The 23,650-nt window shown below is 41.7% G+C and carries 16 protein-coding genes and 1 pseudogene; 6 read left to right on the top strand and 11 right to left on the bottom strand.

What is annotated here, in order from left to right; genetic code table 11:
* Positions 1 to 3: 3 nt before the first annotated feature.
* Positions 4 to 1,290: a mandelate racemase/muconate lactonizing enzyme family protein gene (locus CLV81_RS11025; protein WP_106145188.1), complete on the bottom strand. Its 1,287-nt coding sequence runs from the start codon at positions 1,288 to 1,290 to the stop codon at positions 4 to 6.
* A gap of 1 nt (position 1,291) precedes the next feature.
* Positions 1,292 to 2,740, bottom strand: coding sequence for a glycoside hydrolase family 28 protein (locus CLV81_RS11020; protein ID WP_106145187.1), 1,449 nt, complete (start codon positions 2,738 to 2,740; stop codon positions 1,292 to 1,294).
* Between the two features lie 328 nt (positions 2,741 to 3,068).
* Between CLV81_RS11020 and CLV81_RS11015 the strand changes: the two genes are divergently transcribed.
* Positions 3,069 to 4,094 (top strand): LacI family DNA-binding transcriptional regulator, encoded by a 1,026-nt coding sequence (locus tag CLV81_RS11015; protein WP_106145186.1) that lies wholly within the window; start codon positions 3,069 to 3,071, stop codon positions 4,092 to 4,094.
* Positions 4,095 to 4,275: 181 nt separating this feature from the next.
* Entirely contained in the window at positions 4,276 to 5,109 is an 834-nt protein-coding gene (locus CLV81_RS11010; RefSeq protein ID WP_106145185.1) for a sulfite exporter TauE/SafE family protein, read from the top strand.
* An 8-nt stretch (positions 5,110 to 5,117) separates the two neighbouring features.
* On the opposite strand, the gene CLV81_RS11005 is transcribed toward CLV81_RS11010, so the two are convergent.
* Genes CLV81_RS11005 through CLV81_RS10995 form a run of 3 tightly spaced genes read right to left on the bottom strand, consistent with a single transcriptional unit; the run spans position 5,118 to position 9,033 of the window.
* A complete protein-coding gene (locus CLV81_RS11005; RefSeq protein ID WP_106145184.1) occupies positions 5,118 to 6,308 on the bottom strand; it encodes a Gfo/Idh/MocA family protein in 1,191 nt (396 codons plus the stop codon).
* A 14-nt stretch (positions 6,309 to 6,322) separates the two neighbouring features.
* Positions 6,323 to 7,654: a Gfo/Idh/MocA family oxidoreductase gene (locus CLV81_RS11000; protein ID WP_106145183.1), complete on the bottom strand. Its 1,332-nt coding sequence runs from the start codon at positions 7,652 to 7,654 to the stop codon at positions 6,323 to 6,325.
* Positions 7,655 to 7,656: 2 nt separating this feature from the next.
* A complete protein-coding gene (locus CLV81_RS10995; RefSeq protein WP_417935427.1) occupies positions 7,657 to 9,033 on the bottom strand; it encodes a 3-keto-disaccharide hydrolase in 1,377 nt (458 codons plus the stop codon).
* A 408-nt stretch (positions 9,034 to 9,441) separates the two neighbouring features.
* Here CLV81_RS10995 and CLV81_RS20915 point away from each other — a divergent pair.
* Together CLV81_RS20915 and CLV81_RS10985 are read left to right on the top strand one after the other, a co-directional pair.
* Positions 9,442 to 9,612: pseudogene (locus CLV81_RS20915) on the top strand (NrtR DNA-binding winged helix domain-containing protein); the annotation flags it as partial.
* 56 nt (positions 9,613 to 9,668) lie between these two features.
* On the top strand, positions 9,669 to 10,892 hold the full coding sequence (locus CLV81_RS10985) for a mandelate racemase/muconate lactonizing enzyme family protein (protein WP_106145180.1): 1,224 nt from the start codon (positions 9,669 to 9,671) through the stop codon (positions 10,890 to 10,892).
* Positions 10,893 to 11,007: 115 nt separating this feature from the next.
* Here CLV81_RS10985 and CLV81_RS10980 read toward each other — a convergent pair whose 3' ends face one another.
* The 6 genes from CLV81_RS10980 to CLV81_RS10955 all read right to left on the bottom strand — a co-directional run bounded on the left by CLV81_RS10980 (position 11,008) and on the right by CLV81_RS10955 (position 19,630).
* Positions 11,008 to 12,582: a DUF7133 domain-containing protein gene (locus CLV81_RS10980; protein ID WP_106145179.1), complete on the bottom strand. Its 1,575-nt coding sequence runs from the start codon at positions 12,580 to 12,582 to the stop codon at positions 11,008 to 11,010.
* Positions 12,583 to 12,585: 3 nt separating this feature from the next.
* Positions 12,586 to 13,191, bottom strand: coding sequence for a fumarylacetoacetate hydrolase family protein (locus tag CLV81_RS10975; RefSeq protein WP_106145178.1), 606 nt, complete (start codon positions 13,189 to 13,191; stop codon positions 12,586 to 12,588).
* A 75-nt stretch (positions 13,192 to 13,266) separates the two neighbouring features.
* Positions 13,267 to 14,367: a WD40 repeat domain-containing protein gene (locus tag CLV81_RS10970; RefSeq protein ID WP_106145177.1), complete on the bottom strand. Its 1,101-nt coding sequence runs from the start codon at positions 14,365 to 14,367 to the stop codon at positions 13,267 to 13,269.
* 95 nt (positions 14,368 to 14,462) lie between these two features.
* Positions 14,463 to 17,483, bottom strand: coding sequence for a TonB-dependent receptor (locus tag CLV81_RS10965; protein ID WP_106145176.1), 3,021 nt, complete (start codon positions 17,481 to 17,483; stop codon positions 14,463 to 14,465).
* Positions 17,484 to 17,540: 57 nt separating this feature from the next.
* Positions 17,541 to 18,494, bottom strand: a complete 954-nt coding sequence (locus tag CLV81_RS10960; protein ID WP_106145175.1) for a FecR family protein — start codon at positions 18,492 to 18,494, stop codon at positions 17,541 to 17,543.
* 71 nt (positions 18,495 to 18,565) lie between these two features.
* Complete coding sequence (locus CLV81_RS10955; protein WP_106145174.1) at positions 18,566 to 19,630, bottom strand: tartrate dehydrogenase; 1,065 nt, start codon at positions 19,628 to 19,630, stop codon at positions 18,566 to 18,568.
* A gap of 257 nt (positions 19,631 to 19,887) precedes the next feature.
* On the opposite strand from CLV81_RS10955, the gene CLV81_RS10950 reads away from it, so the two are divergent.
* Positions 19,888 to 20,445: an RNA polymerase sigma factor gene (locus tag CLV81_RS10950; protein ID WP_106145173.1), complete on the top strand. Its 558-nt coding sequence runs from the start codon at positions 19,888 to 19,890 to the stop codon at positions 20,443 to 20,445.
* A gap of 303 nt (positions 20,446 to 20,748) precedes the next feature.
* Positions 20,749 to 23,586 carry a TonB-dependent receptor gene (locus CLV81_RS10945; RefSeq protein WP_158259115.1) on the top strand — a complete coding sequence of 946 codons (2,838 nt, stop codon included), beginning with the start codon at positions 20,749 to 20,751 and terminating at the stop codon, positions 23,584 to 23,586.
* The last annotated feature ends 64 nt before the right edge of the window (positions 23,587 to 23,650 follow it).

The raw sequence follows: 23,650 nt of genomic DNA, 5'->3' as shown, positions 1-23,650 counted from the left end.
GTTTTAGACTTTTGAACTCCAGAACACTTCTTCCTTTTTCCAGATATCCGTATCATACTCGATGCCTAACCCAGGAGCAGTAAAGATTTTCATATTGCCATTTTTTGGGAGCACAGGGGAGTGCCAGTCCCTTTGGCTTTTCTCACCGCCTACCCGATATTCTTGGTGGTGGGATAGCGTGGGGCAAACTGCAAAAACCTGGGTGGGGGCCGCGGCCATGGGCCCAGCCTTTGGGGAATGGGGCGTAAACCCTACTCCATAATAGTTTGCCAAGTGTGATATTTTCAAGGTGCGTACCATACCACCGTGATAATAAACATCTGGCTGTAGCGTGTCCATAGCTCCGATTTCGGCCATCAATTTAAACTGGTCAAAACTGAAATCTTGTTCCCCACCTGCAATGGCACAACTTGTTGCGGCGTCCTTGACCAATTTATGCGACCATAGGTCTTGCCAGTAACATGGCTCTTCAAAGAACTCCACCTTATGATCTTCGAGCATTCTAAGCACCTCAATGGCCTCATCAGCAGTATAGGAACTATTGCCATCAACGTACAGTGTAATGTTCTCTCCAGCCCTTTTCCGCATATAGGGCACCCATTCGTTGGTTCGGGTAATGTAGGGCTCTGTATTTTTCATTCGCCCCCCAACCTTGAACTTGATGGCTTCAGCCCCAGTGGCCTCAATAGTCTTCAAAATTTTATCAGTTTCGCCTTCGTAAGGGTCTTCACGCTCCAAGCTCGAAATATATACAGGATATTCGGTTCGCACCTGTTCCCCTAGAAAAGTATGGGCAGGGGTATTCGCCAACTTGCCCAACAAATCCCAAATAGCAATCTCAACGGTACCAATACCATTCCAATAGGGCAGACCGACAAACTTGTAGTTTCTGCCATACTTTAGCAGTTCGTTTGGCAAATTAGCTACTTCCCTAGCATCCTTGCCCACAAAGTTCTTGGCCGCCAATTGGGTAAATATGGTCTGCGTGGCCATAAAACGCCCCTTGTTCATGGACGTCACCCCTTGATTGCCCTCAACATCGGTAACCCTTAAAAAGAAACGCTTTTTAGTATCGACCACCTCAATCTTATCAATTATTATCGGAGAGGCAAATGCTGCCTTTACCCTTTCGGTGATATCGGCCTCCAAGGTTCCCCCGTCATACGGTTTTTTGATATTTTTTGGAGTCTCCATCGCCTTAGCCGCATCGTTGCAGGCCGTAATGGGCAGCGTAATGGCTGTAGCACCCGCAATGGTGGTCGTTCTTAAAAATTTTCTTCTATCAAACATGCTATTTTTGTTTTTCAGTAGTGACGTCTTTTTTGGTTATGGTTTTTCCGTTGATTGATACGTTTTTCAGCACTAAATCCTCAACATGATTCGCAATCATGGGCGCAAGAGATTTCTTTATGGTAATGTTTTCCATGAATACCCTGTGGATGTTTTCTTCTTCCCTACCGTTTATTTTAATTGAAATCTTTGTAGCTGCTTCCATTTCGATATTTTGAAAATAAAAATCGTTGTATTTCACAAAATGTTCATTGCCACGCCAACCTGCATAGTCAGTGGTAAACTCAAAACCATAAGATACAGGGGCCATAACCTTCATATTTCGCATGTAGACCTGCTCGATAAAACCGCCCCTATCAGGGTTGCTCTTAAACTGAAACGCATGTTTTTCGCTACCGCGCAATGTGTTGTTCTCTACAAACACGTTGCGGACCCCACCACTCATTTCCGATCCAATGCAGAATCCACTACCTACTACGTTTGTAAAATCATTATCACGTATTATGATGTTTTCTGAGGGTGGATAGTCCCATCCATCTTGGTCCCTGCCCGCTTTGATGGCTATGCAATCATCCCAGGTGTTAATCGTGCACTTTTCAATAAGTACGTTCTTGCAGTGTTCCGGGTCGATGCCATCATCATTACGGACGCCCATTTGGATGTTGAGCCTGCGCGCAGTTATATTTTCTGAAAGCACAGGATGAATAGTCCAGAACGGGGTATGATGAATGGTGAAATCCTCAAGCAAAATATTCTTGCACTCAATAAACTCAATGCCCGTCGGTCTCAGATAGTGGCCATCACCAAAAATCCTTTCGGAAAGTGGTACCTTATCATTGCCGTATTGTCTTATAGTCTTTTTATCAGGATTTTGTTTGGGTTTCCATTGCCCCCAAGTGTCCTGGCAGTTTCCATTGATTTCCCCCTTTCCAGTGATAGCGATGTTAGTCTTGCCCATAGCATAAATCAAAGGAGAATAGTTCATGGCAAAAGTACCTTCCCAGCGGGCCTTGACCTCAGGAAGGTAGTCATCTGGATTGTTCGAAAAAATCAGCTCTACGCCTTCTGCGAGATTAAGATTGATATTGGAATCAAGTAAGACAGGTCCTTTCACTTTGTAAACACCTTCTGGGATGTGCACAACACCTCCACCTCTTTTGGAAAGAATTACGATGCTATCATTTAGACGCTCAACGAATCGATTACCATTCGTAACGATGACTGTATCAGTTTTGAAGCTAGGAGGAAATATATTCTTCAATATTTTGGGCATGGTTACGTTCCATGCGGAATCCAAATGTTGTTCAATAGTGGTCTCAAAATCAGTTTTCTTCAATTTAGGTCCACAACTGCCTAGGAAGAGGTAAAACACACATAAACCAAAGGTACTTACCTTAAATAGACTTCGATGAAATCGATTTCTGTTTGCAAATTCATAGACTTTTTCCATGCTTTTATTTTTGATTCTCTATTAGTTAAAATAACGCTGCCCAAATAGGTTTTATAACTTTCGGCATTCCTCAGGTATAGTGTTAAAATCTTCATCCAAGTTTATGCAATCGATTGCGCAAATTATGACAATTATCCATCGGCAAAAAAACAAATGTATTGAATGTAATTTATTTATTTTACGACTTCTTTGGCCATTTTAGGGTTTACTTTGACATTATGCAATCGATTACATTAAAATTCATACATTTAATTCGACCATTTTCGGTAAAAGCAAAGTAAATTGAAACACCCTCATCTGTTACGTTTAATTTTTTTCCCAAACATCCATGAAGTCTAAAAAAGCAACCATCCATGATATTGCTAAGAAACTTAATATCACGGCTTCCACTGTTTCGCGGGCACTAAAAAATGATCCAAGAATCAGTAAGGCTACTAAAAAGGCCGTTACGGATAAGGCCAATGAGCTAGATTATCAACCCAATCATATTGCCTCAGCCCTAAGAAGTGGGAAAAGCCAACTTATAGGTGTTGTGGTACCCATAATTGACAGGACTTTCTTCTCAGCCGTTATTCGCGGCATTGAGGAGGTAGCTTACGGTTTGAATTACCGCGTGGTGGTTAGTCAATCCAATGAGATTGTAAAACATGAAGTCTCCACCATTAACGCCCTACTTCATGCAAGGGTGGATGGGATAATAGCTTCTTTGGGAAAGAACACCAGAGATTTGGAACATTACCAAAATGTGATTGACAAAGGTGTTCCCTTAGTTCTTTTTGACAGGACCACGGACGACCTGCTAACCAACCAAGTGATTATCGATGACTACCTTGGAGGATACATGGCTACTGAACACCTTATTAAGCAAGGATATCGTAAAATAGTCCATTTTACAACGGTAAACGCAGTAAACATATACAAAAAGAGGTTCAGTGGCCATAGACAAGCACTCAGCGATTATGGTATTCCATTTGATGAAGACTTGGTAAGTCGAGGGGATATGCAGTTAGAGGACGGGATTCAAGGGATTACTAAAATACTTGAACAAGGCATAGCGTTCGATGCTATTTTTTCTTCCAGTGACTATGCCGCTGCGGGTGCTATGCAAGTCCTTAAGAAAAAAGGAGTACGTATTCCCGAGGATGTAGGCGTAGTAGGTTTTAGTAACGAACAATTTACAGACTTGACAGACCCACCATTGACTTCCATCAAACAATTTCCTATGGAAATGGGCCATGTAGCCGCACAGCTTTTTTTCGATGCGTTGGAACACCCTAATAAAAAACCCCATCCAAAAAAAACGGTTTTACAACCAGAATTAATCGTAAGAGCCTCCTCACTTAGAAATGATTGATTTTTGTGCCAAGCAAAGCCAGAGAAAGAAACTTCATGAAAAACTTTGTCACTCGGGACTTTTCACTGACCAATGATTTTACCAGAATCCCTCATCATGAAAATACTGCAAACTACTCTACAATAGACTACCTCAACCGTCCTTCACCCGAAAACAAGGCAGTAAATAAACAGTTTCTTATATGAGTTTAGAGCTTCTTTTGTTACTGGTTCTTCTGGGTATGGCCACCGGTTTTTACTCCGGATTGTTGGGCACAGGCGGAAATGTAATACTTATACCAGCATTCGATATGCTTTTTATGAAATACGCTATTGAATCACAGGAAGCAGTAAAATTCATTATTGCGCACTCATTGGCCATTACTGTATTCAACGGGCTCTTTGTAAGTTACCGTCAATTAAGAATTCGAAACTTTCATTATAAAGAAACCCTTTGGATTGGTGTTCCAGCAGCCTTAGTAGGCTTTTGTTTGTCGGAAGTGGTGAAAAACGCGCAATGGTACAATAAACTGTATTTTGATATACTCTTCGCTTTCTTGGTGCTATTGGTTTCCATTCGTTTTCTTTTTTATCGGAATATCGGTTCGGAATCGTATGAGAAAACTAAGTCCTCTAAACCGAAAAGTGCCTTTGCCGCTGTTGGAATCCTTACAGGTGCCACCACTGCAATGTCTGGTTTTGGTGGTGGTATTATTGTTATACCGGCCTTAGCAGACCTGTTCAAAATGGCAATTAGAAAAGCAAGTTCTATATCCATCGGAGTTATCACACTACTGGCCACTGCAGTGAGCTTAAGCTATCTCAATGTCTTTTCTACAACGGTGATTGATGTTATTCTTCCCAATCAATTTGGGTATATCTCTTTGAGCTTGGTTGCTCCGATATCTCTTGGGATTTTATTTGGGGCACCACTTGGTGTGAAAGTTGCACAAAAAGCCTCCGCAAACAGTCTGCGGATTGTATTCGGTATGGTCATGGGCGCCTTATGCCTTAAAATGGTATTTGGGCTATTGTGAGATGCCGATTATCTAGGTAATGCATTGGAATTCCAATGCACAATGCGTTGTTCATACATAGCATCCAACCCCATTTGAACACATACGGATGCAACAGCTCCACTATGGACATTTGAAATGGGTTGTGTATTACTATGGATGCTATCCCTAAAATCCATCAATGCCTGAGTACTTGGACTTTGGTGTTCCAACTCTACTGGAATCCCCTTGCCTTGTTCCCAATTAAGCGTAGCACCTGAAACCCCATCGACTTCTCCTAACTCCTTTTCTTCATAGGTCTCTGGATGATACCATGCCTTAGTGTAGTCCAAGGTAAAGCTTCCCTTGTCTCCCATCACCCGTATTTTATAATCGCCCATGGCGTTACTGGTTAAACAGGTAAAAGTTGCCTTTACCCCTTTGGGATAGCTGTATATTAAGTGGATATTATCGTAGGTCTCTCGTCCGTCTTTCCAGTAATCCACGCCTCCGATGCCCATAACCTTCTCCGGCTTGTCTTCCAAAACCCAGTTCGCAAAGTCCAGCTGATGGGAACAAAGTTCTGCCAGCAATCCACCGGAAAATTCCCGATACATACGCCAGTTGATCATCCGTTCCCACTTTGGGTCAGGTACAGGCCTACGCCAGTTTCCATTTCGATTCCATTGACATTCGATAGCGGTAATCTTTCCGATTCTACCTTGTCTTGTCTCGTTCACCACATGGTTGTACAAACGCGAACTGTGATACTGATGGCCTGTTTGAAAAATCACATTGGAGGTTTGCACTTTTGCGACCAAGTTCTGTGTTGCTCCGTACCCTTTTCCCATGGTCTTTTCGCAATACACATGTTTTCCCGCATCCACGGCATCCATCGCTATTCGAGCATGGGTGCTAAACGGTGTTGCAATTAAAACCGCATCTATCTGTTTATTATCCAGTAGTTTTCGGTAGTCCTCGTAACCTTCTGTCTTTCTTTTGGATAGCGACAAACCTTGCCGTAGACGGAACGGAATAGTATCGCAGCAAGCCGTAACCCTAAGCTTTGGAATTTCGTTCAAAATCGGAATAAGGCCACCTCCGCGATCACCAGTGCCAATTACACCAATATTGATTGTATCGTTGGCACTATGTATATTGCCCATACTGAAAACAGAAGTAGCACAGACCACTGTAGATGCTGCTAGCCCCGTTTTTGTTATAAAATCCCGTCTTTTCATCAACGCTTACCTTCCTATAATTTAGGTTCCCAACCATTTTCATATTCCCGCTTCCAACTTTGCATCACCTTTTTATTATTTAAAACTTCACCAGTTTTCAGATCTATTTTTAACGTTTCCCCTGCGTCCTGCGCCATATTTCCTAAATGACAGAGCATTGTGGAAATACTGGCATCATTGATATCGGAATTCAAGGATTCATCTTTTCGGATAGCATTGAAAAAGTTGCGAACATGATCCACATCGAGCCCACCGATACCTGTAGTATCCGTTGAGGCGCTCTGTTGTGAATTTTCGGACTCAATCTTTATCGGATTTCCTCCAAGATCGTAAACCTTGTAGGAATCCCTGCTGAGCTCTATGCTACCTTTGCTACCATAAACTGTGGCACCTCTGCCCGGACGTTCCGGTTTCATTGTACCACGACTATGACCTGTCCAAGTTAGGAATTTGTTTCCTGGAAAGGTATAAGTCACCTGTTGATTGTCCACAAACTCCCAATCGTCATCGTAGGTATATTTTCCTCCAAAGGACGTAACGGTTTCTGGAAGGTCCACTCCTAATGCCCATCGGCAAATATCGATTTCATGTGTACCGTTATTATGTATTTCACCTGTTCCCCAACTACGAAACCAATGCCAATTATAGGGGTGTAAATTATTCCGATAATCCTCCCTTGGCGCGGGACCTTGCCACAACTCCCAATCCAATGTAGGTGGCGCCACTAACTTTTGACCTTTTCCGATGCTACCTCGATTGTTGGAATAATACGCTTCGCCTTTGTATACTTCCCCAATGATTCCCTTTTTTATGTCGGAAACAGCAGAAATCGAAGTACGAGCGGAACGCTGTTGGTTGCCCATTTGCACCTTTAGACCGTATCGATTTTGTGCTGAAACCAACAATTGGTTCTCGTATGGATTATGGCTACAAGGTTTCTCAACGTAGACATGCTTCCCAGCTTGAAGTGCCATTATGGCCATAGGGGCATGCCAATGTTCCGGAGTAGCTATAAAAACCGCATCCACATCTTTATCTTCTAAAATCTTTCTGAAATCCTTTTCCACTTTGGGAACATACCCTATATTTTTCTTACACCAATCATTATGTTCCAAAATAATGGTGTCGTCTACATCGCAATTGTAAAGAATCTTCGCGTTCGGGTCCTGTTGAATAGCCAACACATGCGCCTTGGCCCTACTACGTACACCGATAACCGCGCAATTGATATGATCATTAGCCCCAATAACCCTTGCGTTGGCAAAGTTTGGAAGTACCATACCCCCAAAAGTAACGGCAGCAGTACCTGCCGTGGTTTTTTTTATAAAATCCCTTCTAGATGTCATCGCTATTGGTTTTTGACTATTGGTCTGATTTTTATATTCTTGAAACTTACGCGATCACCATGATCTTGTAAGAGGATGTGCCCTGTATCCGCTTCTCCAAAGTTGCGCCAAGTTTCGTATTTGCTCTCCGCTACAAGCTTTCGGTACTCATCACTTTTTCTAATATACTCAAGCACCTTTACTCCATTAAGCCAGTGTTCCACCTTACCCTCTTGGGAAAGGATACGAGCCGTATTCCATGAACCAATTGGATTGGCCGGTTTTTGAGGACTGGCTTGAATAAGATCGTAAAGTGACGCTAAGGTTCGGCTGCCTTCATGATTTCCCAGTTTAGCATCGGGGTGTAATCTATCATCCAAAATCTGGTATTCCAATCCTATCGAAGATCCGGGACCTTTGTTCAAGTCAGTATCAACATAGTATTTAATACCACTATTAGCACCTGGGGTCAATTTAAAATCAACTTTAAGCTCAAAATCCCCATATTTTTTCAAGGTGACAATATCACCCCCGGCAGCAGATTCCGCCCCTCCGGATGCCAAAACGGTAAGCTCGCCATTTTCTATTTCCCAGCCGTTTTGGGGAAAGCTATCCAACCTTGCCCCACGCCATCCTTTGGTAGTCTTTCCATCCCAAAGTAATTGCCATCCTTTTTTTTGCTCATCAATGGTCAATTGATTCCTGGTGATGATGGGTTTCAAAGGTGATTTCTTGACATACTTTTGAAGACTATCCGTCAAAATCTTGATGTTTCTCCAGGCAATTTCGGTTCCCGGCGGTTGTTCTTTTTTAATACTATGTACTTGGAGGGCGATGAAACCACTAGCAGTCTTATCATCGATAAGATAGGAAGCAGGTACACCATTAATCCAAGTTTGAAGAGTATCTCCAATCGCTTGAATCCGATAATGGTTCCATTCGTTTTGTTTGAAAGCTTGTTGGGCTTCTAAATTTCCATCGAGCGTATTTAGCCAACCTCTTCTAGCCTCGTCATAGATTCCAGCGCTCCAAGCCCGTTCGGAAGGGTCTATTTCCACTTGATATCCGTGTACTCTTCCATCCCGATAGTATGAAAAACTGTTACTTCTAATCTGTATCCCCGAATTCATGGAAGGGTCTACCTTAAATTCCAATTCAAGTATAAAATCATCATACATTTTGTCCGTGGTCATAAAAGAATTGGGTGAGTCGTGGACCGTAGTCCCAACAATACTACCATCCTTTATCGAATACGTTGCAGTTCCTCCCTTTTGGGACCATCCGTTCAAGGTTTCGCCATCGAAGAGTGACACCCAGGGAATTTCTGGTTCCGTAGGCTCGGCACAAGCTGCGAGTAAGAACAATAGAACAGAGGTTAGTTTAAATCTATATTTCATCATAACATGGGTAGAACGCTTTTTTGTTATAAAATCCCTTAATTCCGAATAAGACAAAATGTTTTTTTTCGAATTCCGACTTTTTGAGTTTACTTTTTATGCCTTTATAAATTTAGCATATTCATCACAACAAAAGGATAAAATCCAATGCTCTCCTATGGAGCATCAAAAACTCTTTAAGAACTCTTAGGTACGACCCGACCCTATGAGTGTTCCATAACCAACGACATTTCTGTATTTACATATATCGCTTTACGGTAGAAGGTTTTACTCTCCAAACTTTCCATTGGTAATTCACCAACCATTGCTTCTCGGTGGAATCATAGAAGCCAATGAAATCCTTGAGAACCTGGTAAACAAAGTACTTTTTGCCTTTATTGATTTTAAGGGAATAGTTACCACAAATTCACCCACACAGAACTACAGAAACTATATGAGAACATCCCAGGTCTTAAACTTGATAAGTGTAACTTCAGAAAATGCATTTTTCAATTGGATATCCAAAGGAATAAAACTGCAATCAAAGAGGGCTACAATTGTATTAGTTATAAAAGATACAGTCCTCATTTGCCATTTCAATAAAAAATATCCTCGTTAAGGGTAGGTATGCTAGTTTACGTATTACTCTAAACTATTTAATGGAACAACGAAGAAAATTTCTTAAAAATCTGGGACTCGGGGCTGGAGCACTTATGGCAAGTCCTGCGATGGCCGGTGAACGTTATACGGAGCATGTGGAACCCAGTCTTAAAAGTTCTGTTAAAGATGCTATACAATACATTAGCATTAAAGATGTTGAAATCGTTAAACTAAGGTTTCCCAAGAAAACGCCGAAGACCTGGAATGCCATAAAGTCTTCCGGAGGAGGATATCCCACCAGTTCGTTTTTAAAAATAACCACCAACGAAGGTATCATCGGTTGGTCCGGTATGAAAGGGGTCTCTTCGACCACTCTGGGGTTTGCTAAAAAAATCAAAGGGCTCAACTTGATGAATACTGAACAGGTTTGGCATCATATGTTCTTTCACGATAGAAAACCAGTTGCCAAAGGAAAGGAGATTCATGCCATAGGTTCAGTAGACCTCTGCGTTTGGGATATTGTTGGAAAGGCCCTACAACTTCCTGTACATAAGGTATTGGGAAATTTTAGAGAGCAAATCCCTGTTTATGCCGCTGGGGGTTATTATGCTGAAGGAAAGACCAATGCGGATTTGGTAAAAGAAATGGAAGGCTATGTTAAAGAGGGGTACAATGTGGTAAAGATGAAGGTAGGCTTTCTAGATGCTAAGGAAGATGCGCAACGAGTAAAAGAAGTGGTCAAAGCCTTAGGTAACGATGCGAGGGTGATGGTAGACGCCAACAACGGCTATGACACGGCCTACGAAGCAATCCGGTTTGGTAAAATGGTAGAGGACCTTGATTTGTATTGGTTTGAAGAACCCGTGGCCCCGGACGATTGGCGCGGGAATGCCGAGGTAAGGGAAGAACTGAACATACCAATAGTAGCCGGCGAAAATGAATACACAAGATGGGGGGCCAGGGATTTGGTCGAAAACCACTCTTGCGATATTGTCAACATCGACACTATTAAAGGTGGTGGACTTACAGAGATGCGAAAAATTGCAGCAGTTTGTTCCGCTTATCATATTGAGATTGCACCTCACGGATACGCCCACATGAATGTACATGCTGTAGCTTCAATACCCAATGCCAAAATACTGGAGACCTATCCATCCAAAGCAAGGGATTTCAATCCTACACTACAGCCATTTCCGATAAAGAATGGTATGATAGATGCTCCCACAGAAGTTGGTCTGGGAATGGATCCCGACCCATCACTAGTAAAAAAATATAAAGTTTGATTAGTTAGCTCTTTTCAAGTGCAATCGCCCTATTCAATTCGTTGGATGGGGCTTTTTTGGAATTGATGCACTTCTCATGCCTACTAGCTAGATAGCTTGTCTGGGTAATAGGAATCTAATCTCCCCATTTTGTAGTTTTCTTGGAATAGCTTATGCGATAAATAACACCTGCGTAGTCATCGCTCAACAGCAGCGAACCGTCGGGAAGTTGAAGAATATCAACCGGTCTTCCCCATGCATCGTTTTTGGATTCGTTGAGCCATCCAGTGATAAAAGGTTCATAAGAAGTGACCTTTCCATCCTTCTCCGTCAGTTTCATTATGCGATATCCTTGTTTTTTGGTCCTGTTCCAGGAACCATGTTCCGATACCAAAATAGAATTCCGATAGTCTTTTGGAAACATTTCTCCCGTATAAAACTTCAAGCTAACGGGTGCAGCGTGCGCTACAAGGTCAAAGGTGGTGTGAACAAAATCCGTTGAGGGTCTTTTATCCCCATAATCGGGATCTTTGATTTTGTTTCCGTGCCAAAAGGGAAATCCGTAGTGGTCTCCTTCGCGTTGCATTACATTGATTTCACATGGGGGGAGGTCATCTCCCATAAGATCCCTTCCATTATCGCTAAACCAAAGTTTTCTAGTGTTGGGATGCCAATCATATCCCCTACTATTTCTAACGCCATGGGCAACAATTTCAAAATCCTTACCGTCTGGTGTTATCCTTGTGATTGAGGAGAAAATCGGGTTCTTTTCCAAACACACGTTACATGGGGCACCCACAGGCACATATAGTTTACCATCTGGCCCAAAACGAATGTACTTGTCCCCATGCTTCTTTTCTGGCGGATAGTTGAAAACAAGTTCTGGAGCCGGAGGATTTTCCAAGTAATCCTCGATGTTTCGGAAACGTACTATTCTATGAATTTCCGCCACATACAAATCTTTACCGAGTATGGCTACCCCCATTGGATTCCATTCTAATCCATTTGAAATTTTTCGAATACTATCTGCCTTACCATCTGAGTCTATATCTCGGATTGCATAGATAAAATCAGTTTCGTTACGCCGCGAACCAACAAATACGGTTCCATTTTCACCTAGAGCTAGCGATCTTGGATTTTCCAACCCCTCTGCAAAAACCTCAATTGCAAAACCTTCGGGAACGTCAATCTGGTCCAATCGCACCTTTTTTTCTTTGTAAGCACTACCCACTCTGCTTTCTATGCGTTCTTTACGTTTTCGGTTTGCATAATCGGTAACTGGGGTGACAGTAGAAAGGTCCGGAGGTTCGTTTAAGGATTTGCCAGCCCTCACCACCGACACTTCCTCCATTGTAATATTGGTGGCCTCATTCCCAAAACTATTTCGCACATAACTTAGCACATTGGAAATCTCTTCATCAGTAAGTGTTGGGATTGCGGGCATTACATTTTCATAAATCTCTCCCTTAACGCGTATGCGTTCCTCTAATCCGTGAAGTACAATATTGATGAGACGCTCTTTGCTTCCATTGACCCATGGTGTATTGGAAACAGGAGGATGCACTCCCTTAATACCATTACCATCCAACTGATGGCATACGGCACATTTTACTTCGTACAATGCTGCTCCGGCTACCAAATCCACTTTTTTAGTCTCTTTTTTACATGAAGTAAAGCAGAATATGGTTATAACAAAAATTAGAGTACGCATGTATTACACTACTTTAAAATCCAATAGTTTATGGTCTCCAATATATCCCTCACAGACATCACCAATTTGAATTGGTCCTGGGGAAGGAGGAGCACCGGTCATAATAAGGTCCCCTGGGTTCAACGTCATAAATTTTGAACAATACGAAATAATCTGGCCAAAATTGGCTTTCAAATCTCTAGTATTCCCTTGCTCAACCACTTGACCGTTAATCTTGAAAATGAGGTCTATTTGGTTCACATTTCCAAAGTGGTTTACAGGAAAGAAGTCGGAAAGAAAGGTAGCCTCATCAAACCCTTTCGCAAAAGCCCAAGGCCAGCCTTTTTCCTTAGCTTTTAATTGCAGGTCTTTTGCTGTCCAATCCATACCCAAAGCTATCCCATCAAAGACGTTGTGGGCTTCCTTTTCCGATACGTTTTTGAGTTTTTTACCGATTCTAAGCACAAGTTCCATCTCATGCCAGACGTTTTGACTCCATCTAGGGTAGTGAAAAACGTTTCCTTTCGCGAGTGAGGATGGCACTTTAACAAAAATGTTGAGGTCTTTTGGCAGTGGTTGCCGTGGCGCATCCTTATTATAAAAATTGGCAGCAATACCCAATATTTTCATTTACAGATTTTTTTGGTTAAAACCGTCTATTCTATATCGATTGTACTAATCATTAAAGGCTTGATAATTATGCTTTTATTTTTTCTTGGCATCACTTTGAGTCTTTTTCACAGCTTTATGCATAATCGCGTTGACCCCTTGGTCTTCGCTCATCCATGTCCATAACCGTACGGTACCATCCTGGTGTGCACTGGTCAAAAAACTGCTATCGGCATTGAAATCGATATATTCTGCCTGATCGTTGGCGTGTACGGCATATGCAATGGGCACCTTGCCCACTGGATTTAGTATTTGCGAAGTACGATACACACGAATGTAGGAATCATTGCCAGCCGATAACAAATACCGTCCATCCGTAGTAAAAGCCAAGGTCTCTATCTTGCGACCACTTGTGTTCCATTCACGGAGCAGTTCACCCGTAGCAAAATCCCATAAAAAAATATCTCCCTCAAAACCTGAGGCGACTACGTATTTACCATCGGGAGAAAAAAAGCCACACACAAAACCAAATTCACGGCCCGGGGTGAGGGTCCTAATCAATTTACCGGTGTCGGTTTCCCATATTTTAACCTCGGAATTCATACCCGCGCTCAAAAAATAGGTGTCATCCGCGGTAAACTGAATCTCGTTCACGGTCTCACCGTGATTTACTTTGTACATCAATTCTCCAGTCTCCATATCATAGGCTCTTATATAGCCTATTTTTGTTCCGTCTTTTTGTTTTATTTTTTCTTGACCGGATACAAGAATGTTCTTTGTATTGGCAAACGCGAGACCATCTGCTGCTGTTTCGAGCTCAATTCTTCTAATTTCTTTACCGGTATCGGCATCATAAAAGGTAATTAGATAGTCTTCACTTACACCCGCCACTATGCTGTCATCTGCTGAAAAAGCTACCCGCTCAATCTCTTCTGAAGCATAGGCCCGCCAAAGTTCGGAACCATCACTGGTACGCCACATAATTACACTATTATCAAATTTAGTCCCCGTAACGATACGAGTGCCATCTCTTGAGAATTCAGCACTTTCAACGGAGCCCTTTTCTCCATTCACATCGGCAACGCGTACCCAAACAGGCGATAATCGTAACTGTGCTTCACCGGTTATCTGGCCCACTTGGGCATGAATGGAAAATGAAAAGTGAAATAAAACAACAATACTCAGTAGTTTTTTCATGAAAATGGTTTTAGATACAGTGTTTACAACATGTATTTGAGATATATTACGTATGAATGGACTACGGTACTTAAGTGAAGGAATTGATTTGAAAACTAAAATTTGTACCCAATACCAAAACGCACCCACCACGAATAGACTTCAAGTTCGCTTACCCTTTGGTCACTGCCAAAAAAACCACGCAGAGGCTGGTCGCTCAAGTTGATGCCCTCAGCATAAATCTTGAAATGCTTCCCGATGTTCTGCGATATGTTGGCGTCTATTTGGTAGCGGCTATCGAAAAGAAAGTCTTCTTCACGGGTATTGCCAATTGAAAAGACAAAATCATCTATATAATTGAATGCCAAACCAGCTGAAAATCCTTTTTTGTTATACGAAAGAATCATGTTACCAAAATTCTGTGCCTGCCCAGGAAGCCTAAAAACCTCACCCCTTTCTGCAACCGCTTCTGAATGGGTTAAACTTATATTCCCTGAAACGGAAAAATATTTCAAGAAGCCGGGTAAAAAGTTTAGACGTGTTTGGGCGGTAAGTTCCAAACCCCAGAGATTGGCATATTCGCCATTTTCAAAAGATGTCAGTTCGTAATCGATAAAGTTATCAGCATTCTCCCACTCATCGCCAACCACTGTTCTATCAATCTGATAAATGAAGTCTGTAATGCGTTTATAAAAACCCGAAGCGGATACATAACCAATGTCACCCAAATAGTACTCGTATGCCAAATCAAGGTTGATGGAACGGGTTGGATTAAGATTTGGATTCCCCAAAAAGACCTCCCTATCTTCAATGTCTATCACCCTGCTTGGTGAAACACTGTTGTATTCTGGTCTGGTAAACCCATTCGTTAGGGCGAATCGTGCCTGTGATCGTTCTGACAACTCATATTTGACTTGAAAATTAGGTAATGGTATTGTATATTCTTTTTGGCTTACAATGGGATTTATTACTGGAGACCCATCATTGTTTGTCACCACTTCGTTTGCCCTGTAAGTTCCTCTGTTTTTTTCTAATCGCAATCCTGTGAGCACATCCCATGATCTTCCTTTAAAAGTGGCCATAGCATACGCAGCCATAATATCCTCTTCGGCTCTGGTAAAGAATTCTGATATGACTCTTGCACTTCTGTTTTGGTTTACTGAAAATTCAGTTTGATTCTCGTTGAAGTAATCTACCAATGTGCCTGTATCTATTCTACTGTCAAAATTGAGGTTTCCCTGCATAAAATCATTATCTGGGACAGATATGGAGGTAGTTGAAAGATTCAAGGGATCACTACTACTATTTTCATAGATAGATACCCAGCGTTGACGACCGTTTTTCAACTTCCTATACTTCAATCCTGTTTGTAGTTCACCCTTGCCAAAAAAGGTGTTAATAGGTTTTTTGAAATCCATACGAAAGACCAAGTTTTCCCCAGTTACCGATCGTAGGTCGCTCGGACGTATCGATTCTAAAGTATATAGTGAAACGTCGTCCAAATCAACCATTGCCCCGTTTACTTTAGGATAATCAGTATTGACCTCCGAAAGCAATAAATCAACATCCTCAAATTCAAATGTGGCCCTTATTGATTCGTCTGTACGGTCCGTCATGGTATAAAAGAAAGATGCATCAAATTTCCAGTTTCCGATATAAGAATCAATCCCCAAATTGACGGAAGTGTTTTTACGTATCTTCCTCCTATCCCTTAAGTCACGTTCTACCCTAGCATCGTCAACACGGGTTGCATTGACATAATTTCCCTGTAACGGGCGGTATCGAATCCTGTTCCTGATTTCATCATCTGTCAGGTTGTTGTACATCAAATGGGCATATAGCCTGCCATTGCCACGCAGCTTATAATCTATAGAGGTGTTGTAGCCCGAGCGGGTACGCTCGTTCTGTAAATCACGCCAATTATAGTTGTTGATAAGAATGGATTGATTACCATCGGATAGTGTTTTTCTGTCCCAATCAATCTCCAATCGATCACGCCCGTTGTCAGTGCGGTAATAGTTACCCCCCACTTTAATACCGAGTCTGCCTTCAGGATATTTTTCATTAACCAGATAGCGTTTTTCTAAAGTGAGCATTCCCGTGAGATTATAGCCTTTTGAAAGGTTATTGTAGCCACTACCCAATTCTGCTTTCAATGCCAGCTCTTTAGACAATGAAAACACTGGAATCAAGTTCACAGATCCTCCGATGGCATCACCATCAGTATCTGGCGTTTTAGTCTTAATCACTTGAACGTTTTCTGATTGATCTACTCCAATGCCCGCCACTATCGTATTTCTTCGTCCGTCTATTTCTGTAGTTGGTAAGTTTTCGCCATTGTACTGTATGGTGGTATAACTAATAGGGGTTCCGCGTATTGCCACCGTATTACCCTCACCATAACTACGGCCAATTGTAGTGCCTGTCATACGTTGTAGGGCCTCACCCATATTCTGGTCTGGTAGTCTATCTTTGGTATCCGATGCCAGTACCTGAATCTGATTGATTGCATTTTTTTGTGCATTTACTTCTTTAAGGTTTTTTTTCACTCTGGCATTGACAATAACTTCAGATAGTTCAAAAGTTTCAGGAATCAATGCTAACGAAATCGATTTCGAAACCTTTGATAAAGAAATAAGGGTATCTATGGAACGATATCCCAAATAACGCACGTTAAGTGGTAGCTCGTCTTTCTCTGAATAAAAGGAAATAGAAAGCGTGCCTTCATGATTGGAGACACCGCTTATCCTTTTATTCTCTGACTGTACCAAAGCTCCCAATAGTGGCTCATTGGACAGGCCATCGAAAATCCTGAATCTCACGGTCCAAAGGCTTTCTTCCATTGTATTGGGTAGTTGAGATTTGTCCTCTCGGAAAAGAACTATAGTATTGTCCAAAATTCGATAGCCCACCGTACTATCCTTGAACAGTCCATCCAAAAGTTCCCTGATATTGGAGTAGGGTTTTAAGAAAACCCGTTTTCTGCCATCGATAATAGTAGAATTGTAAAAAAAGTGGTACGGTTCGTTTCGCTCTATTAGTCGTATCGCTTTTCGTAAAGAAGTGGAATCTTTTGAAAGGTACTTGGTTTCTTGCGAATGAGTAATTGAGGTAGAGCAACACAAAAAAAAGGTCACGATGAATTTGAGACTATTATGAGGGAAATCGCACCATTTTTTTTTGTAAAACACTCATTACTTTTTACTCAAGCTCACGTTATCCCTAGATATGGTGAAATTGATATTCTCAGAAATACTAAGGTTTTGAAGGAAAACATCCAGCCCCTTGTCCAAATTAACCGATGCCGTGTAAGGAATTGTATCTATCGTAGTATCAGAGATAATGTTGATTCCGTACCAAGATTCGATATCCATGAAAATCAATTCTAACGGCACACTATCATAGACCAATCGCTTCTGCATCCAGGAGGTATTGTGTTCATTGGCTTCACTTTTATGCAATGCCAGAGCACTGGAAATCGCTTGTTCATTCTGTACAAGAACCATTTGATGATTACCATTATCCACTTGGACCTTGCCCGACCTTACACTGACCACCGTCTCTTCCGAATTTATTGCCTTGACATTAAAAGAAGTTCCCAGAACGGTAACTTCTGTATGCCTAACTGTGATTACAAAAGGTACTTTCTCGTTACGGGCAACATCAAAAAAAGCCTCGCCTGACAGCAGGACTGCTCTTTTACCTTCTTCTTCTGTATATGAAATATTGCTGTTGGCATTCAACGTAACCTCTGAGCCATCCGGTAGGGTTACCTTTCTAATTTCCATGCCGCCACTGGAGAACTGCATGACGGATGCATCCTCCTTTAGCTGAAAAATGATGCCCAAAGCCAATAGCAAAGCCAACGAAGCCGCAAAGGCTATCCATTTATACGGCAAACGCTTGGCGTTCCGCTCATGCTTGGGTTCCATCTTTTCCTGAAGCTTTGCAAACGACTCAGCGGAATCCACCTTCACAGCTGATTCCTGATCTGCGGAAAACTGCGTTTCGAACAGTCTTTCCATGACCTCATCAGCTTCCCCTTGCTCCATGAGAGATTTGAGCCTGATATATGCTTCTTCAGAGCTCTTGCCCTGAAAAAAATCTATCCATTCCTCATCTGTTGGCTTGCGGTCTTGCTTGGACATTATGGATGAGTTTTCATGGCTATAAATATATTTGTTTTAGGCAAAAGAAGTTCGGATTCCCGATATAATTCCTAGATCTCATCTAAAATGGCGTTTGCACATTCCAAGGTGGTAGCCGTTCCTCCCATATCCCTGGTCTTCCCCGATTGATGCTTCACCACTCTTTCAATGGCCCCAAGAATAACATCATGACCTTCTTCAAAGCCAAGATGTTCTAGCATCATGGCTCCTGCCCAAATTGCTCCGATAGGATTGGCTATACCCTTGCCGGCAATGTCGGGCGCAGAACCGTGTACTGGTTCAAACATGGACGGAAACTGACCTTCCGGATTGATGTTAGCTGAAGCTGCTATCCCAATAGTTCCTGCCACTGCGGGTCCTAAATCGGAAAGGATATCGCCAAATAAGTTAGACCCTACCACTACATCGAACCATTGTGGATGCTGCACAAAATGTGCAGTCAGGATGTCGATATGGAACTGGTTTGTCTGTACTTGGGGATATTTTTTCGCTAAAATGGCAAAACGTTCATCCCAAAAGGGCATGGTATGCATAATTCCGTTGGATTTGGTAGCCGAAGTTAATTTTCCTTTACGACGAGAGGCTAAATCAAAAGCATAGTGCAAAATTCTATCGACTCCCTTTTTGGAAAAGAGGGTTTGCTGGGAGACCACCTCAGCATCTGTCCCTTGAAAAATTCTCCCACCGATTTCCGAATACTCGCCCTCATTGTTTTCCCTGACTACTACAAAGTCCACATCACCTGGCCCTACTCCTGCCAGAGGAGAGGGCACCCCTTCAAACAACCGAACAGGTCGTATGCAGGCATATTGCTGAAAAACCCTTCGTATGGGAATAAGCAATCCCCATAGCGAAACATGGTCTGGGACTCCAGGATAACCCACTGCCCCAAGATAAATCGCATTGTGTCTTTTTAACTGTTCCAGACCATCTTCGGGCATCATTTTACCGGTTTTATGAAAATGCTCACAGCTCCAATCAAAGTGCTCCCAATCGAAGGAGATTCCCAACTGCCCGGCCACTTTTTCCAAGACCCGTATACCTTGTTCGATTACTGGTTTCCCTATTCCATCACCAGGAATTACTGCAATATTGAAGTTGGTATTTTGTGTCATCTCCCCCGATGTTTTATTTTGAAATTACCTGACCTCGGAAAACACCGATGTGTAAACCTATTGGTCATCCATAATACGATACAAGGGCCACATACCCTTATTTGAAAGCATCTTCATACAAAAGGATTAAGTAAAAATTACCGTATACATCTTTTTTTAAGGCAAATCTTACTAAATCCTAATTTTTAACAGAAATAAAATGATAATTTTACAATAATTTCTATATTTGATGCAATCGATTGCACAGAACTAAACTAATGCTCACTTCATCTCCTCCCTCTGACAAAATACTAATAGCGGCCATTAATCAGGATTGCACTGAATCCTTCAAGATTTTATTTGAACGGTACATCGAACCGGTCACCAATTATGCCTTTTACATTTGTGGCAACAAGGAAATGGCCAATGATATAGCCCAGGAGGTTTTTTTGAAAGTTTGGGAGAAGAGGGCCGAGTTGGACCGTGATAAATCCATAAAGTACTTCCTTTTTGTTTTGGTGAAGAACAAAATCATTAGCGATTTTAGAAAATTAAACAGCTACAGAAAGTATTGCGACCACTTTAATGTGGTTACAACAAATGCAGAGCATTCACTCGAAAAACAATTGGAGGTCAAGGAACTCTCACAACTTATCAATTACGCTATTGATTTGCTTCCTGAAAAACGCAAGATGGCCTTCAAGCTTAGTAGGGACGAATCTCTTAGCTATAAGGAAATTGGTGAAAAAATGAATATATCCCCAAGAACCGTGGAGGTTCATATAGCTCTCGCCATGAAGAACATCAAGGAATACCTTCATGTGCAATATTCTTAGTTAGGCCCCTTACCTTCTGCATACTTACCTCAATAAACTGCCTATTCCCTTAGGATACATGATTTTGATAAGGCTTCAGTAGCATAGATTCCTTCCCTTCCCAAATTGCTTTAAAGCGATTATGGGATTCCGATATTCAAGGGGTTCAATTTTTGAAAATGATATTTTTTTCAACCTTATGTTAAGGGAACATCAATTATGGGGCGTTTTAATGCCAAATCCATATTTGAACCGGTAATCACAAGCTACCATTTCAGCTCTTTTGGATTTAAACAAGAGTATCGGAAAACTAAACCAAACAAAATGAAAAAAGTATTCAGAAATCATTTAAGGCAAGTGGTAATCCTTTCCACACTAATGCTTTTTACCGCGGGTGGTCTTCGGGCACAAGAAATCTCCGGAACCATATTGGATTCGCAAACCAATATACCTTTGGCAGGGGCTTCTGTTTTCATCAAAGGTACCTCAATTGGGGTCATCACCGAATTTGACGGTGCATTCCTAATTCAGTACGACAATGCACAATCGGCAACCCTGGTGGTCAGCTACTTGGGGTTCGCGGATGAAGAGGTAGACCTTTCACAAGTACAGGACCTTACGAACATTATCGTGAAAATGGATGAAACGACAACTAGCTTGGACGAAGTTGTGATTTCAGCAAACCTTGAAGGTCAACAAAAGGCATTGAACCAACAACGAGTAGCGGACAATATTAAAAATGTAGTCTCAACCGATTTGATTTCACGTTTTCCAGACCTGAATGTTGCAGATGCACTGCAAAGAATACCGGGTATCAATATTCAGTTGGATAATGGGGAAGGCGCACAGGCTTTTATTAGAGGTACTCCTGCCAATTACACAACCGTAACAATCAATGGAGAACAAATACAAAACACGGGTACATCCTTTGACCGTACTCCCCAACTTTTTCAGTTTCCTGTTGATCAATTGGGTCAAATTGAAGTGACAAAAACCATAACTCCAGCACAAGATGGAGATGCCATCGGGGGTACTATAGATTTATCCACTCCCGTAGCAAAAAGGCCTACATGGAACATTAAAACTGAGTTGGGCGCGGGCTACAATAGCCTTACCGACGGTGAAAACTATCGTGCCAACCTCAATTTCAACAAACGTTTTGCCGTTAATGAAAAAAATCCAAATGGGGCGTTTGGTATGCTTTTCAGCTATTCGTATAATCAAACCGACCAGACCCAAGACGAAACATCTTCAGATTGGCGAACAGATGATGAATTTGAAAACAATCCTGGCGAAGATCAATGGTATAATAGAGAACACTTTTTGGTTGCCAGACCTCAGACTAGGACAAGGCAAGGTGCAAGTATAACTTCGGATTATCGGTTTGACAATGAAAACTTTGTTGTAGCAAAATTCAATTACGCTACCATAGAAGAGGATGAGGACCGTCAACGTAAAATATTTCGACCAAGAAATGGTGATTTTGTATCTCCAACAGAATTTCCTGATGCTCGGATTAGACAAGATTTTCGTGATCGCGTAGTAACCCGATTTACAGCATCTTTCAACATTGATGGTAATTTTAAGATTGGCGATTATAGATTATTTGGTGGATATGCATATTCAGGTGGTCAACGTGATGAAAATGGTTTTGATGGACGTTTTGAAGGACGTGGGATTGACTTGGGTATTGAAAACCTGAATACCAATTTTCCGATATTTTTCCCTTTGGACGGACAGCCAGGTGATGACTTTAATCCAGAAGATTTTGATCGTTTCGATAGAATTAGATTACTGGATAGACTCGTAGAATCAAATGCCAGTACGGCCAAGATAAATGTACAGCGATCTTTTAATATCGGGAATTCTCTACTAGTACTACAAGCGGGCTACAAAAATAGAATCAATAATTCAGCTGCTAACCGAAACAGAAGGCGCTTTGATTTTGAAGGAGATGATGATGTTACCTTGGCCGACTTTTTGGGAACGGGTTTTGTTCGGGATAACTGGTTGCGAAACGAAGTACCTTTCGGTTTTGAAATAGTTCCCGGAGACATTCTGGACTATTTCAATAACAATCCCGGCCAGTTTGAGGCCAATTTAGATGAGGACACCATAGCAAAGGCAGAATTTGACTACGATGCTGAAGAAAATACCAATGCCGGTTATTTTATGGCAACACTACGTACTGGAAAGTTTAACATTCTTGCTGGAATCCGTAACGAAGATGTAAAGGTGAGTTATAGTGCCCAGGATGTTCAAGTGGATGATGACGGAGAAATCATAAGTATTTCACCGATTACGGGCGGCAATAATTATAGTGTGCTATTACCCAACCTTCAGATAAAATATGAATTGGATAACCTAACCAATTTTAGGGCGGCATATACCAGGGGTTATGCCCGACCCAATTTTGTAAACCTGCTACCTAGGGTAAACCGAAACATTATTGACCTTGAGGCAACCTTGGGAAATCCAAATTTAGAAGTGCCTACTTCCAACAACTTTGATGTTTTCTTTGAGCGTTACCTTGGTAATGTTGGTATTATTTCTGCTGGTGCTTTTTATAAAAAAATAGACGGGTTTATTTGGGAACAAACGTTTCAAGATGTTGTTGGGAACGAATTTCCTAGAGCCGATCAGTTTATTGGTTATAATGAAGTAATACAACCTCAAAACGGTGAAGATGCAACCTTGTTTGGTATTGAAGCCAACATCCAAACCAACCTGGCATTCATTTCGAACGCTATACGTCATTTTGGAATCTATTTCAACTATACCTACACGGATAGCGAAGCAATAATAGAACCTGGAGCTGAAGAAAATCGACTGCCCGGTCAAGCGCCGCATACCATGAACAGTGCTCTTACTTTCGATAAAGGAGGATTCTCAGCACGTATCAACATGAACTTTCAAGATGATACGGTAGAGGCGATTAGAAGCGAGAGGATCGTTGCTGGAGACAACAATGTAATTCGAGATAGAAGAGTGCAATTTGATGCCAACGCTTCCTATACATTCAAGAACGGTTTACGATTTTTTACAGAATTGGTAAACTTTACCAACGCTGAACAACGGGAGTTTGTTGGTGACCCCAGTAGGGTATCTGATTACAGGGATTTTGGATTTCAAGCGCGTTTTGGAATCTCATTTAACTTGTAACCATACTAAAAACATTCAAAATACAGCCTCGCTCGTTAAAGTGGGGCTGTTCTTTTTTGAAGAC

The organism is Flagellimonas meridianipacifica, assembly GCF_003001695.1.
Classification (GTDB): domain Bacteria; phylum Bacteroidota; class Bacteroidia; order Flavobacteriales; family Flavobacteriaceae; genus Flagellimonas; species Flagellimonas meridianipacifica.
This window is presented reverse-complemented; position numbering and strand designations above follow the sequence as displayed.